The organism is Streptomyces mayteni (assembly GCF_054783955.1).
The window spans coordinates 1-14,243 of the sequence record NZ_BAAGPR010000150.1 but is presented as its reverse complement, the minus strand read 5'-3'; the positions used below and the strand labels follow the sequence as shown (position 1 = coordinate 14,243).

The following is a 14,243-nucleotide window of genomic DNA, read 5'->3' as shown; positions in this document are numbered from 1 at the left end:
TTCCTAAGACCGCTTGGCCTCCGACTTCTGCCGACCCCGCTGGCCACCGCCGCCACCGGAGCCGGCCGGGCCCTGCTCGGCGCCGACACCATGCCCGCCTACCACCCGGGGCTGCCGGGCGGCGGTGACCGGCGGCGGCCACGCCCCGCCGAGCGGCCGGCCGCCGTCTACCTGCCGTCCTGCACCGGCGCCGTGTTCGGCCCGGGCGACGGCGACGGCGGCGACGGGGTCACCGCCGCCTTCCTCGAACTCTGCGACCGGGCCGGCGTCCAGGTCACCGTGCCCGAGGGCGTCGACGCCATGTGCTGCGGCACGCCCTGGAAGTCCAAGGGCCACGAACGCGGCCACCGGCGGATGGCCGAGCTGGTGCGCCCCGCGCTCTGGGCCGCCACGCGCCAGGGCGAGCTGCCCGTGGTCAGCGACGCCGCCTCCTGCACCGAGGGCCTGGCCGGGCTGCTCGACGAACTGCCGGGCCCGGTGCGGGTGGTGGACGCCGTCGCGTTCGTCCACGAGACGCTGCTCGACCGGCTCACCGTCACCGCCCCGCTGCCCTCCCTCGCCCTGCACCCCACCTGCTCCACCGCCAGGCTCGGCATCGACGACGCCCTGGCCGCCGTCGCCCGCCGGATCGCCGACGACGTCCACGTGCCGACCGACTGGGGCTGCTGCGCCTTCGCCGGCGACCGCGGCCTGCTGCACCCGGAGCTGACCGCCGCCGCCACCGCCCCCGAGGCCGCCGAACTCGCCGGCCGCGACTTCGCCGCCCACGCCTCCGCCAACCGCACCTGCGAGCTGGGCATGAGCCGCGCCACCGGACACGACTACCGGCACCTGCTCGAACTCCTGGCCCGCGCCACCCGCCCGACCCGTTGAACCGCCCGTAGAAACCCAGGGACTGAACCACATGACAGAGGTCGTCGTCGTGCCCGACGCCGCCGCCGGCGGCGAGCTCGCGGCCGACACCATCCTGGCCGCCGTCACGGCAAGACCCGACGCCGTGCTCGGCCTTGCCACCGGCTCCACCCCGCTGCCCGTCTACCGGGCCCTCGCCGCCCGGATCGCCCGCGACCGCGTCGACGTCGGCCGGGTGCGGGCCTTCGCCCTCGACGAGTACGTCGGCCTGCCGCCTGGACACCCGCAGAGCTACCGGTCCTTCATCGCCCGCGAGGTCACCGAACCCCTCGGCCTCGACCCGCGGCTGGTCCACGTGCCCGAGGGCGACCCGGAGCTGGCGAGGACCGCGGGCGAGGAGTACGAGCGGGCCATCGAGGCCGCCGGCGGCGTCGACGTCCAACTGCTCGGCGTCGGTACCGACGGGCACCTCGGCTTCAACGAGCCCGGCTCCTCGTTCGCGTCCCGCACCCGCGTCAAGACCCTCACCGAACGCACCCGCCGCGACAACGCCCGCTTCTTCGAGACGCCTGACGAGGTGCCGGTGCACTGTGTCACCCAGGGCCTCGGCACCATCCTGCGCGCCCGGCACCTCCTGTTGCTGGCCTTCGGCGCGGCCAAGGCGCCGGCCGTCGCCGCCGCCGTCGAGGGCCCGCTCACCGCCGGCCACCCCGCCTCGGCCATCCAGCTCCACCCGCACGCCACCGTCATCGTCGACGAGGCGGCGGCCGGCCGGCTCGCCAACCTGGACTACTACCGGCATGCCTGGGACAACAAGCCGGCCTGGCAGGGGATCTAGCGGAGGGGGCGACTCGGGCCGGAAGCTGGCGCGCGACCATGCCCGGGGTGGAGACCGGAACGTACGGGGTGCTGGAGGACCCGGCCCGCCACCGCGTGAACCTGAACAGGGTGATCACGCACTGGCCGGACGTGCTCAAGGCCCCCGGTTCTCTGGTCACCAACCAGGTCCGCCCGTACGACCTGCTGCGGATGGTCGGCCGCGAGGGGCGCCCCGCCCTCCGCTGGGGCAGGCATGCGCCGAGTAAGGGCGCATCGCCAGGACCGAGCGCCTGCTCCGCGTGGTCGACCCGGTCGACGACACCTACCGCCGTCAGATGAACCGCCAGCTCACCCGGCCACGAGGACTGAGCCGATGCCCGCGGTCCGGGCCGCGGGTCGTCGAGCGGCGTCGGGGTGCCTGTCGCTGCGCGCCGAGGTGAGAATCACGCGTCCTGTTCGGCGCCGGTCATCAGGGCGACCAGGCTGTGGGGCGCATGGCCGTCGATCATGATCGTGTAGAAGCCGTCGTCGTCCGCTTCCACGGCGGCGGCGCGGGCGAACATGGCGTGTTCGTGCGCGGCGAGGGCGGCCTCCACATCGCCGGGGTGCGCGGCGAGGGCCTGGCCGAGTTCAGCGCCGTCCTGCATGGCCAAGTTGGCGCCTTCGCCGTTCGGCGCCCGGAGGTGGGCGGCATCGCCGAGCAGGGTCACTCCCGGTACGCGGTCCCAGCGGTGCCCGGCCGGCAGTGTGAAGATGGGGCGCAGGGCCGGCGGGGTGTCGCTGTCGGTGATCAGGGCGGTGAGTTCGGGGGCCCAGCCGTCGAACTCCTTCGCGACCCGTGCGGTGAGTGCTGCGGCATCGGTGGTATCAATGCCGGCGAACCAGTCCTGGGGCTTCCTCACCTGCGCGTAGGTGTGCAGGGTCCCACCGCCCTCGCGGTGGGCCAGCAGTCCCCTCCCCGGTGCGAGCGCGAACAGCGATCCGGCCCCGACCGCCTCCGCGGAGGCGGGATGGCGGGTTCCCGCGTCGAAGAGGAACGTCTCCACGCTGCAGACGCCGAAGTACTCCGGAGCGGCCTCGGAGAGCAGCGGTCGTACGCGCGACCAAGCGCCGTCGGCACCGATGAGCAGGTCCGTGACAACGGTGGTGTCGTCGGCGAAGTCCACCTGGTGGCGGCCCTCGCCGAGGGCCGCCACCGCGGTGACCTTGTGGCCCCAGCGGACGGTGCCGGTGGGCAGGGAGTCGAGCAGCATCTGCCGCAGTTTGCCGCGCGGTGCCTCCGGGCGTTCGCCGGTTCCGTCGTCTGGCAGGTCGAGCAGCACGTTCCCCGCCTGGTCCATGACCCGATACGCCTCGCGGCCCGGCAGGATCAGCTTGCGGAACTCCTCGATCTGGCCGGCCGCTTCCAGAGCGGCCTGCCCGCTGTGGGGGTGAAGGTCGAGCAGCCCGCCCTGACGGCGGGCGTTCGGTGCGGACTCCGTCTCGTAGACCGTGGCCGGGACGCCGTGCACGTGCAGTACGCGGGCCAGTGTCAGGCCGCCCAGACCTGCTCCGATGATCGTGACAGGTGTCGTCATGATTTCTTCCCTAGCCTTGTGAGGTGGTACTTCGAGGCGAATTGGATCGCCACTCCAATGACGCTAACACGAAGTTGGATCGACGCTCCATCCGTGCGATGCTGAGGCCATGGCGAAGAGAACAGCGAAGGGGGCCGCGCGAGCTCCGCGGCGGACGGACGGCCTGTCGAGGGAGCTGATCACCCAGACCGCGATCGAGATCCTGGACAGCGGTGGCGAGAAGGCGCTGACGCTGCGCGCGCTCACCGTGCGCCTGAGCACCGGCTACGGAGCGATCTACCACCACGTCGCGGACAGGAGCGATCTGCTCGCGACGGCCGCAGACGACATCATCACCGGCGTGCTGTCCGGCGCGGTCGCCGATGCGGACCCGCGCAGCGCTCTGCGCCGCCTCGCCCTCGGCCTATTCGATGCGATCGATGCCCACCCCTGGGTAGGGGCAGAACTCTCCCGCCAACCGTGGCGGCCCGCGCTGCTGGACTTCTTCGAGAACACCGGCCGCCTGCTGGACGCCCTCGACGTTCCAGAGAAAGCGCGCTTCGACGCTGCCGGCACGCTCGTGAACTATATCCTCGGCGTCGCCGCGCAGAACGCCGCGAACGCACGGCTCCGCGCAGGCGGCGACACGGACCGAGAGACCTTCCTGGAGAACACCGCCACGCAGTGGGCGCAGATCGATCCCGGCCGGTACCCGTTCGTGCACGCGGCGGCGACTCAACTGGGCGAGCACGACGACCGCGAGCAGTTCCTCGTCGGGGTCGACATCTTCCTCGCCGGTATCTCAACCCTGCGCTAGAAGACCAGGACGCGCGCTGTCCTCGCTGCGCCGGCCGCGGCGCGATCCGCACGGCCGTCGTAGACCTCGTGCCCGACCACACCGCCATCGGGCAGGAGGACGTCCCGGCCCCGGAGCCGCCGGTCACCCTCGACATGCCGGGCGAGGTCGCCGACTTCCTTCGCGCGGCCGACCTGGAGCCCGCCGAGCGGGCGGCGCTCGACCAGGGGGGTGACCCTACGGCGAGGCCAGGGCTACCCCCTGCGCGTCACCGCCGTGCACCACCGGCTCCTCGCCCGCTGCCAGCCCGCTCGACGGCGACCAGGGCGTCCCTGCTGTTCCGGCCCAGCGCAAGGCCCGCCGTGAGTACGAGAACCGCGTCAGCACTCTCGCGCCGATCGGACCGTGATCGTTCTCAGAGCCAACCGCTGTACCGATGTTCCCCGAGGCCGCTGGAGGCCACGATGGGGGCCTGGGCCGAGCTCCCATGACAAACGGCCGCCGCCCTGGGCGTGGGCGACCGCTAACGGGACGTCGGCTAACGGGACGTCGGCTCCGGGAACACCGCCACCCGGTACGGGTCGAGCCGCAGCACCCCGCCGTCCGGCGGCGCGCCGCCCAGCAGGTCGGGGCCGGCGACCGGCGGCAGCGCCACCTCCCGTGGCCGGTCGGTGTGGTTGAGCAGGAACAGGTGGTCGGTGCCGTCCTCGGCGCACCGCCTGACCGCCTCCACCCCGTCCGGGGTCTCCAGCACCGGGGTCACGCCGGCCTGCCGGACCGCGTCGAGCAGCAGCGCGCCCATGGTGTCCGGGTCGGGGGAGGTGCCCAGATAGGTGGCGGTGCCGGCGCCGAAGCGGTGCCGGGTGACGGCCGGCCGGCCCCGGTACTCGCCCTCGGTGTACGCGGCGATCGCCTCGGCGCCGTCCAGCAGGATCACGTCCTGCCACTCGCCCGCCACCCCGACCCGGCCCGCGTGCTCAAGGCCGCGCGTCTCGTCGGGTTGCAGCGGGCTGAACTCCTCGACCAGCAGGCCCAGCACCTCCCGGAAGGCGCCCGGATGGCCGCCGGCCCTGACCCGGTCGTGCTCGTCCGCGATGCCGCTGAAGTACGACATGACGAGGTGGCCGCCGTCCCGCACGAACTCCGTCAGGTTCTTCGCGCCCGCGTCGTCCACCAGGTAGAGGCTGGGCACCACGACGAGCCGGTAGCCGCTCAGGTCGGCGCCAGGCGGGACGAAGTCCACCGGCACGTTGGCGTGCCACAGTGGCCGGTAGTGCTCCAACACCCGCGCCCTGAAGTCCAGGTCCACCGAGGGGTGGCCAGGCAGTTCGACGGCCCACCAGGCGTCCCAGTCCCACACCACCGCCGTCTCGGCCGCCACCCGGCCGCCCGCCAGGCCGGCGAGCCGCGGCAGCTCGCCGCCCAACTCCCGCACCTCGCGCCAGACCCGGGTGCGGGTGCCGCCGTGCGGCAGCATCGCCGAGTGGTACCGCTCGGCGCCCACCCGGGACTCCCGCCACTGGAAGAACATCACCGAGTCGGCGCCCCTGGCCACCGCCTGGAGCGAACGGGGTCGCAACTGGCCGGCCGGGCGTGCCGAGTTGCGGCGCCGCTGCACGTTGGGTCCGGTGGCCGACTCCATCAGCAGCCAGGGCTCGCCGCCGCGCAGCGACCGCATCAGGTCGAAGTTGTAGGCGGCGAAGACCTGGCCCTCCTGGTCCCACGAGTTGGGGTAGATGTCGAGGGCCACCACGTCCTCCTCGGCGGCCCAACGCCAGTAGTCGAGCTGCTTGAAACCGCCCATGAAGTTGGTCGCCACCGGGATGTCAGGGGTGTGGCGGCGCACGATGTCGCGTTCGGCGGTGAAGCAGGCGAGCGACTCGTCGCCCGAGAACCTGACGAAGTCCAGGTGGTGGCCCGGGTTGGGGCCGCCGAGCAGCCGGCCCCTCGGGGGCTCGATCCAGTCGAAGCTGTCGTAGTGCTGGCCCCAGAACGCGGTGCCCCAGGCCGCGTTGAGGGCGTCCACGGTGCCGTAGCGCTCGGCCAGCCAGCGCCGGAAGTGGGCGGCCGACACCTCGCAGTGGCAGTAGGCGAGCCCCGGGTACTCGTTGCCGATGTGCCACATGGCCAGCGCCGGATGCCCCGCGTAGCGCTCGGCGAGCCGCTCCGTGATGTCCGCGGCGTGGTGCCGGAACACCGGCGAGGACGGGCAGTAGTGTTGACGGGCGCCGAACGCGACCCGGCGCCCCTCGGCGTCCACCGGCAGCGTCTCGGGGTGCTCGTGCGCGAGCCAGGCCGGCGGCGCCGCGGTGGGCGTCGCCAGGTTGGCGCCGACGCCGTGCTCGGCGAGCAGGTCGAGGAGCCGGTCGAGCCAGCCGAAGTGGTGCACGCCCGGGCGGGGTTCGAGCCGGCCCCAGGAGAAGACGCCGACGCTGACCAGGTTGACCCCGGCCTCGCGCATCAGCCGCAGGTCCTCGAGCCAGGTCTCCTCGGGCCACTGCTCGGGGTTGTAGTCGCCGCCGTAGGCGAGGGTGCCGAGGCGGGCGCGCAGCCGCCGCATCCGGTCGCGGGAGCCGGCCGGGTCGGGGGGTGTCATGACGTTCCTTTCCACGGATGTGGGTGCGCTGTCGGATCCCGGCGCGCTCAGCCCTTGAGTGCGCCGACGGTCAGTCCGGCCCGCCAGTAGCGCTGCATGGCGAAGAAGACCACCAGCAGCGGCACCGTGGAGACGAGCGAGCCGGCGATCACCAGCATGGTGAACTCGGGTGTGGCCATGGCCTGTTGCTGCCACCCGTAGAGGCCGAGGGTGACCGGCCACAGATCGCGGTCTGTCAGCATCACCAGCGGCAGGAAGAAGTTGTTCCAGATGGACACGAAGGCGAACAGGTAGACCGTCACCAGCGCCGGGCTCAGCATCCGGGAGGCGATGGTGAGGAAGATCCGCAGCTCGCCGGCGCCGTCGATGCGGGCCGCCTCGACCACCTCGTCCGGCACCGCCGCCGCGCTGTAGACCCGGCAGAGGTAGACGCCGAACGGGTTGGCCAGCACCGGCAGCAGGACCGCCAGGTAGGTGTCGGTCAGGTTCAGGTTGCTCATCAGCAGGAACAGCGGCAGCGCCAGCACCGTGCCAGGGATCAGCACGCCGCCGAGGATCCCGGCGAAGACGGCGTCCCGGCCCCGGAAGCGGAAGACGGCCAGCGCGTACCCCGCGAAGGCGGCGATCACCGTCGAGCCGAGGGCGCCGAGCCCCGCGTAGACCGCGGAGTTGAACAGCCAGCGGGTGAACCGCCCGTCGTCCTCGGCGAACAGGGTGCGGAGGTTGTCCACGAATCCGCCGACGAAGCCGGCGTCCGCGAACCAGAAGCCGTTGGTCGAGCCCAGCTCGGCCGTGGTCTTGGTGGACGAGACCACCAGCCAGCTCAGCGGGAACAGGAAGTAGACCGTCAGCGCCAGCAGGAAGAGCAGCGCGAGGCCGGCCGGGAACACCCGGCGGGACGCGGTCGGGTTCACGAGTCCACCCCCCGCTGGGCGGCGCGCATCAGGCCGTAGCTGAGCGCGAAGGCGACGATGGCCAGGCTGACGGCGATGGCCGCCGCGTAGTTGGGGTCGTTGAGGCCGAACGCCTGGGCGTAACCAGCCATGTTGGGGGTGTAGGTGGCGGTGACGTTGGCGGTCAGCGAGCGCACCACCATCGGCTCGGCGAACAGCTGGAGGGTGCCGATCACGGAGAACAGCGCGGTGAGCACCAGGGAGGGGCGCACCAGCGGGATCTTGATCCGCCACGCGATGCCCCAGCCGCCCGCCCCGTCCACCCGGGCCGCCTCGAACAGCTCGCGCGGCAGCGCCTGGAGCGCGGCGAAGATGATCAGCATGTTGTAGCCCGTCCACTGCCAGGTGGCGATGTTGGCGATGGACCACAGCACGGTGTCGGGGCCGAGGAAGTCCACCTCGATGTTCACGTCCTGGAGCAGGCTCACCACCGGGCTGATCCCCGGCACGTACAGGTAGGCCCAGAGCACCGCGGCGACGATCCCCGGGACCGCGTGCGGCAGGAACGCGGAGAACTGGAAGAAGCGGCGGCCGCGGGCGACCCCGGCGTCGAACAGCAGGGCCATGGCGAGCGCGAGCAGCAGCATCACCGGGACCTGCACGAGGCCGTAGAGGAACATCCGCAGCACGCCGTCGATGACCTCGCCGTCCTCCAGCACCCGGCGGTAGTTGGCGAGGCCGGCGAACCGCTCGACCGGTCCGTCCAGGCCGAGGCCCGACCACTGCTTCTCGCGCAGGCTCTGCACCAGCGCGTAGCCGATCGGGATCGCCTCGAAGAGCAGGAAGAGCCCCAGGAAAGGGGCCAGGAACGCCCAGCCGTGGCGGGTCTGCCGGCCGAGCCGGCCTGGCCTGGCCCGCCGCCGCCGGGCCGTGGTGGCGGGGGTGGTGGCGCCGGTTCGGGTGGTCGCGATGCTCATGCCGTCACGCTCAGCCCCTTCTGCGCCAGGGCGGCCACCGTGGTGCCCTGGGCGGTCGCCAGCGCGTCGCGCAGCGGACGGCCGTCGCCGAGCGCGGCGGCCACGGCGTCGGTGAAGTCGTCGCGGACCTGGTCCATCGTGGGACCCCAGGTCATGACGTTGGTGTGGTCGGCCGCCGCCCGGAAGACGTCGTCGATCGGCCGCCCGCCGATCGCCTCGTGCGGCCGGGAGACGGCCGGGCGCGCCTGGCCGCTGAGCGAGGCGGGGAAGAGCGCCGAGTGCTCGGGGTCGACGAGCAGGTCGGCGGCGTCCGGGTCGGTGTTCAGCCAGGCGGCGAACTCGACGGCGGCGTCGACGTGTTCGCTGCCGGCCAGGACGGCGGTCGAGGAGCCGCCCCAGTAGCCGGACGACGGCCGGTCGGCGGCCACGCTGGGCAGCGGCGCGACCCGCCAGACGCCCTCGGGGGAGGTGGGCGGGTAGGAGGTGAGGGTGCCGGCACCCCAGGCGGGGCCGAGCCAGGTGGCGAGCGTGCCGTCCTGGAGGGCGGCGTGCCAGGCCGGGTTCCAGTGCTGGCTGGTGGTCACCAGGTCGTCGGCGAGCAGCTCGGTCCAGAAGTCGGCGGTCTCGCGGGACGGCGCGCCGTCGATGTCGACGTGCCAACTGTCGCCCTCGGTGGTGAACCACTGGGCGCCGCGGGCCGCGGCCAGCGAGGCGAACCAGAAGGTGTCGCCGGCCGGATAGGCCGTCAGATAGCGCGAGTCGTCAGCGGCGCGGAGCCGGGCCGCGGTGTCGCGGAACTCGTCCCAGGTGCGGGGCGGGGTGAGGCCGTGCGCCGCGAAGACGTCCTGCCGGTAGTACATCGCCATCGGGCCGATGTCCTGGGGGACGGCCCAGACCCGGCCGTCGATGAGGACCTGCCGCCAGGCGGACGGCACGAACTCGGGCTCCAGGGCGGCGGCCTGGGCGGTGATGTCCTTCAGGTAGCCGGCGACGGCCAGCGTGGTCAGGTTGTTGTAGTCGACCTGCACCAGGTCGGGCGCGCCGCTGCCGGCCGCGATGGCGGAGGAGAGGCGCTGGAAGATGCTCGCCCCGCCGGCGGGCGCGGAGAGTTCGACGTGGACGTCGGGGTGGGTGCTGTTCCACAGGTCCACGGCCTGGCCGATGTCGGCCCAGGCCCAGAACTCGAGCGTGGTCGCGCCGGATCCGGAGCGGTCGGATCCGGCCCTGGAGCAGGCGGTGGTCCCCGCCGCGCCGGCCGAGGCGAGCGCGAGGAGCAGGGCGAGGGTGCGTCGTCGGGATGGGGAGAAAGGCGGTGGGCTGGGCACGGCGTCCTCCGGTCAGCGGACCGACGTGAAGCGCGGTGACCCCAGAGTTCCTTCCGGGCCCCGAAACTGTTCCGGAAAACATTTCTGGGGTGCAGCGGTGATCAGCGTGGCCGTGGCCTCGGTCTTCGTCAACCCTTCGCGCGTGATTCGTTTCAAGGCCGGGGGCGCGAACGGCCGTGCGCGGCCCGCGAGTTTCCGGAAGTCGGCTGAACAGTTTCCTGGTCAGCGGCGGGTGGCACGGCGGGCGACGCGGCGGCGGACCGCGTAGCCGGCCGTGCCGGCCGCGAGCACCGCGGCGCCGGCGACCACCGAGGCCAGCGGCAGCGCGAAGGCCAGGACCAGGCAGCCCGCCAGGCCGAGCGCGGGGACGATCCGGCGCCGGCGACCCTCGGCCGAACGGAGCGTCCAGGCGCTGGCGTTGGCGATGGCGTAGTAGACCAGCACCGCGAACGACGAGAAGCCGATCGCGCCCCGCACGTCGAGCGTCGCCGCGGCCACCGCCGCCACCGCGCCGACCGCCAACTCGGCCCGGTGCGGCACCCCGAAGCGCGGGTGGACCGCGGCCAGCGCGTGCGGCAGGTGGCGGTCGCGGGCCATGGCGAGGGTGGTCCGCGAGACTCCGAGGATCAGCGCGAGCAGCGAGCCGAGCGCGGCGACCACGGCCCCGACCCGCACCACGGGCCCCAACTCCGGCACCCCGGCGGCGCGCACCGCCTCCGCGAGCGGGGCGCTCGCGTCGGCGAGACCGCCGGCGCCGAGCACCGCCAGGGTGGCGACCGCCACCGCCGCGTACACCACGAGCGCGATGCCGAGGGCCAGCGGGACCGCCCGCGGGATGGTGCGCGCCGGGTCGCGCACCTCCTCGCCCAGGGTGGCGATCCGCGCGTAGCCGGCGAACGCGAAGAACAGCAGCCCGGCCGCCGTGAGCACCCCGCCGACCCCGGCGGCCGAGAGGTCGGCGCCGACGTCCAGCCGGTCGGCGGTCGCCCGGTCCGAGGTGACGGCGGCCACCACCACGGCGGCCAGCACCGCGAGCACCACGGCCACGATCACCCGGGTCAGCAGCGCGGACTTCCGCACCCCGCCGTAGTTCACGGCGGTGAGCGCCACCACCGCGGCGACCGCCACCGCGTGCGCCTGGTCGGGCCAGGCGTAGGCGCCGACCGTCAGCGCCATCGCCGCGCAGGACGCCGTCTTGCCCACCACGAAGCCCCAGCCGGCGAGGTAGCCCCAGAAGTCGCCGAGCCGCTCCCGGCCGTAGACGTAGGTGCCGCCCGACGCGGGGTAGCGCGCCGCGAGCCGGGCCGAGGAGGTGGCGTTGCAGTAGGCGACGAACGCGGCGAGCGTTAGCGCGAGCGGCAGGGCGGCGTCGGCCGCCCTGGCGGCCGGCGCCAGCGCCGTGAAGACGCCCGCGCCGATCATCGAGCCGAGCCCGACCATCACCGCGTCGAAGAGGCCGAGCTCCCGCCGCAGCCGAGGCTCGGTCCCGCCCCGAGGCTCGGTTCCGCCCCGTGGTTCGCTCATGGCCCGTGCCTCTCCGGCGTCGCCGTGCGGTCGTCCGTCGTCAGTCGTCAGTCGTCAGTCGTCCGGGACATGATCCCGGACGACCCTAGGCCGGCCACAGCAGCCCCCACGGACCTCGATGGGCGCAGGTGCCGTTCGGCCGCGCACCTGAAGGGGCGCGGGGCAGTGTCGTGTAGGGGGCACTCCACCAAGCACTCCGTGCAGGGGGGCACCCCACCCAGACGGAGTCTGGGGGAGGCTTCGCAGCGCGGGCGCGACCAGCCACGACGGTCCCGCAGGCGATCGACGGCCCATCGCGGCACTTCCAGCGGAGCGCTCAGGCCGACACCCGGCCCCGCACCTCGCCGAGCCCGATCCGGACGCCGCCCGGGCCCGGCGCGGTGCCGCTGATCACCACCTCGTCGCCGTCCCGCAGGAAGGCACGCTCGGAGCCGTCGGGCAGCGTCAGCGGCTCGGCGCCGTTCCAGGCGAGCTCGATCAGCGAGCCGCGCTGGTCCCGGCGGGGGCCGCTGACGGTGCCCGAGGCGAACAGGTCGCCGGTGCGCAGCGGCGCGCCGTTGACGGTGAGGTGCGCCAGCTGCTGGGCCGCCGTCCAGTAGACGCCGGCGAACGGCGGGTGGGAGATCGGGTGCCCGTTGAGCGTCACGGTCAGGGCCAGGTCGAGCCCCCAGGGCTCGGCCCCGGCGTCGTCGAGGTAGGGGAGCGGCCGCGGGTCGCGCGGCGGCGGCGCGACCCGCGCGTGGCGCAGCGCCGCCAGCGGCACGATCCACGGCGAGACCGAGGTGGCGAAGGACTTGCCGAGGAACGGGCCGAGCGGCACGTACTCGAAGGCCTGGATGTCCCTGGCCGACCAGTCGTTGACCAGGCAGACGCCGAAGATGTGCCGGTCGGCCTCGGCCAGCGGCACCGGCCGGCCGCCGACGGACGGCGCGCCCACCACGAAGCCGACCTCGGCCTCGAAGTCGAGCCGGGCGGTCGGGCCGAGGACGATCCCGCCGTCCGGGGCCCGGCGTTGCCCGCTCGGCCGGACGACCGGCGTGCCGGAGACCACTACCGTGCCGGCGCGGCCGTGGTAACCGATGGGCAGGTGCTTCCAGTTGGGGGTGAGCGCGGCGTCGTCGGGGCGGAGGATCCGGCCCAGGTTGGTGGCGTGCTCCTCGCTGGCGTAGAAGTCGGTGTAGTCGGCGACGGTGAACGGCAGCCGGGGCGTGGTGAACTCGGCCGGCACCAGCAGCGGTTCGAGCGCCGGCCGGTGCCGCTCGTCGGTCAGCCACTCCGACACCCGGGCGCGGACCCGGGCCCAGGCCGCGGGCCCGGCGGCGAGCAGCGGATCCAGGGTGCCGGCGGCGAACAGGCCCGCGTCCGCCGGCAGCAGGACCCGGGCGGCCGCCGTCAGGTCGAGCACCAGGTCGCCGATCGCCACCCCGACGCGGGGGTCCGGCGATCCCGGCCCGGTGAAGCTGCCGTAGGGCAGGGTGTTCGGGCCGAAGGGATGCCCCGGATCCACGTCAGGCCAGGCCGTCGCCGTCGCCGTCGCCGTCGCCGCGGCCGTGCCCGGGGTCGCCGTCGCCGTCGCCGCCGTGCCCGGGGTCGCCGTCGCCCGCCGCCCGTTCAGAAGTTGCCCCGCTTAGCCTGCTCGCGCTCGATGGCCTCGAAGAGCGCCTTGAAGTTGCCGATGCCGAAGCCGAGCGAGCCGTGCCGCTCGATGAACTCGAAGAACAGGGTGGGCCGGTCGCCGAGCGGCTTGGTGAAGATCTGCAGCAGATAGCCGTCCTCGTCGCGGTCGACCAGGATGCCCCGGGACCGCAGCTCCTCGATCGGCACCCGGACCTCGCCGATGCGGGCGCGAAGCTCGGGGTCGGAGTAGTAGGAGTCGGGGGTGGCCAGGAACTCGACGCCCCTGGCCCTGAGGGTGTCCACGGTGGTCAGGATGTCATTGGTGGCCAGCGCGAGGTGCTGCACGCCGGGGCTCGTGTAGAAGTCCAGGTACTCGTCGATCTGCGAGCGCTTCCTGCCCAGCGCCGGCTCGTTCAGCGGGAACTTGACCCGGTGGTTGCCGCTGGCCACCACCTTGCTCATCAGCGCGGAGTAGTCGGTGGCGATGTCCTCGCCGACGAACTCGGCCATGTTGGTGAAGCCCATGACGCGCCGGTAGAAGTCCACCCACTCGTCCATCCGGCCCAGCTCCACGTTGCCCACCACGTGGTCGAGGGCCTGGAAGAGCCGCCGGGGCTCGTCGGCCTCGCGCACCCGGGTGCCGGCGCGGGCCACGTAGCCGGGGAGGTAGGGGCCGGTGTAGTGGGAGCGGTCGACCAGGGTGTGCCGGGTCTCGCCGTACGCGGCGATGGCGGCCAGCCGGACGGTGCCGTGCTCGTCGGTCAGCTCGTACGGCTCCTCGAGGACCGTCGCGCCCTGGGCCCTGGCGTGCGCCACGCAGCGGTCGACGTCCGGCACCTCCAGCGCGACGTCGACCACGCCGTCGCCGTGCCGGCGGTGGTGGTCGAGCAGCGGCCCGGCCGGGTCGACGCCGCCCTTGAGCACGAAGCGGACCGCGCCGGAGCGGAGCACGTAGGCGTGGTGGTCGCGGTTTCCGGTCTCGGGGCCCGAGTAGGCGACCAGCTCCATGCCGAGGACCAGCTGGTGGAAGAGGGCGGCCTGGGTGGCGTTGCCCACCGCCCACACCACGGCGTCCCACCCGGTCAGCGGGAACGGGTCGCTCGCCGCGTCGTACTCCACCAGGCCGACCAGCTGCCGCAGCTGGTCGCGGTCGAGATCGGCCAGCCGTTCCTGGCTGGTGAGGGTGTCATCGGTGCTCATTAGGGGACCATCCCTTCTGCAGCCCTCACGGGTAGGGTTGTGACCTCTCGGTCCCGGTGGGTGCATGGCCAGTAGTGCGAGCCGTTTG

The 14,243-nt window shown here is 73.4% G+C and carries 11 protein-coding genes and 1 pseudogene; 4 read left to right on the top strand and 8 right to left on the bottom strand.

Annotated features, from left to right (window positions below):
- The 3 genes and pseudogenes from ACYVPE_RS36395 to ACYVPE_RS36385 form a co-directional block, all read left to right on the top strand.
- Nucleotides 1-873, top strand: an 873-nt coding sequence (locus ACYVPE_RS36395) for a heterodisulfide reductase-related iron-sulfur binding cluster (protein ID WP_461038106.1), incomplete at its 5' end; no start/stop codon positions are given.
- A 31-nt stretch (nucleotides 874-904) separates the two neighbouring features.
- Nucleotides 905-1,690 carry a glucosamine-6-phosphate deaminase gene (locus ACYVPE_RS36390; RefSeq protein ID WP_461038105.1) on the top strand — a complete coding sequence of 262 codons (786 nt, stop codon included), beginning with the start codon at nucleotides 905-907 and terminating at the stop codon, nucleotides 1,688-1,690.
- A 26-nt stretch (nucleotides 1,691-1,716) separates the two neighbouring features.
- Nucleotides 1,717-2,024: pseudogene (locus tag ACYVPE_RS36385) on the top strand (Tn3 family transposase); the annotation flags it as partial.
- 90 nt (nucleotides 2,025-2,114) lie between these two features.
- On the opposite strand, the gene ACYVPE_RS36380 reads toward ACYVPE_RS36385, so the two are convergent.
- Entirely contained in the window at nucleotides 2,115-3,248 is a 1,134-nt protein-coding gene (locus ACYVPE_RS36380) for an FAD-dependent oxidoreductase (RefSeq protein WP_461038104.1), read from the bottom strand.
- 109 nt (nucleotides 3,249-3,357) lie between these two features.
- Here ACYVPE_RS36380 and ACYVPE_RS36375 point away from each other — a divergent pair, with 109 nt between their 5' ends.
- On the top strand, nucleotides 3,358-4,044 hold the full coding sequence (locus ACYVPE_RS36375; RefSeq protein WP_461038103.1) for a TetR/AcrR family transcriptional regulator: 687 nt from the start codon (nucleotides 3,358-3,360) through the stop codon (nucleotides 4,042-4,044).
- Nucleotides 4,045-4,561: 517 nt separating this feature from the next.
- Here the strand turns inward: ACYVPE_RS36375 and ACYVPE_RS36370 are convergent.
- The 7 genes from ACYVPE_RS36370 to hppD form a co-directional block, all read right to left on the bottom strand.
- Nucleotides 4,562-6,619, bottom strand: coding sequence for a beta-galactosidase (locus ACYVPE_RS36370; protein ID WP_461038102.1), 2,058 nt, complete (start codon nucleotides 6,617-6,619; stop codon nucleotides 4,562-4,564).
- Between the two features lie 47 nt (nucleotides 6,620-6,666).
- Nucleotides 6,667-7,533 carry a carbohydrate ABC transporter permease gene (locus tag ACYVPE_RS36365; RefSeq protein ID WP_461038101.1) on the bottom strand — a complete coding sequence of 289 codons (867 nt, stop codon included), beginning with the start codon at nucleotides 7,531-7,533 and terminating at the stop codon, nucleotides 6,667-6,669.
- A complete protein-coding gene (locus ACYVPE_RS36360; RefSeq protein WP_461038100.1) occupies nucleotides 7,530-8,489 on the bottom strand; it encodes a carbohydrate ABC transporter permease in 960 nt (319 codons plus the stop codon). The genes ACYVPE_RS36365 and ACYVPE_RS36360 overlap by 4 nt, the downstream gene beginning before the upstream one ends.
- On the bottom strand, nucleotides 8,486-9,814 hold the full coding sequence (locus tag ACYVPE_RS36355) for an ABC transporter substrate-binding protein (protein WP_461038099.1): 1,329 nt from the start codon (nucleotides 9,812-9,814) through the stop codon (nucleotides 8,486-8,488). The genes ACYVPE_RS36360 and ACYVPE_RS36355 overlap by 4 nt, the downstream gene beginning before the upstream one ends.
- Before the next feature lie 222 nt (nucleotides 9,815-10,036).
- A complete protein-coding gene (locus tag ACYVPE_RS36350; protein ID WP_461038098.1) occupies nucleotides 10,037-11,338 on the bottom strand; it encodes an APC family permease in 1,302 nt (433 codons plus the stop codon).
- 316 nt (nucleotides 11,339-11,654) lie between these two features.
- Nucleotides 11,655-12,845 carry a fumarylacetoacetase gene (gene fahA, locus ACYVPE_RS36345; protein ID WP_461038097.1) on the bottom strand — a complete coding sequence of 397 codons (1,191 nt, stop codon included), beginning with the start codon at nucleotides 12,843-12,845 and terminating at the stop codon, nucleotides 11,655-11,657.
- A 104-nt stretch (nucleotides 12,846-12,949) separates the two neighbouring features.
- Entirely contained in the window at nucleotides 12,950-14,155 is a 1,206-nt protein-coding gene (hppD, locus tag ACYVPE_RS36340) for a 4-hydroxyphenylpyruvate dioxygenase (RefSeq protein ID WP_461038096.1), read from the bottom strand.
- Nucleotides 14,156-14,243 lie beyond the last annotated feature (88 nt).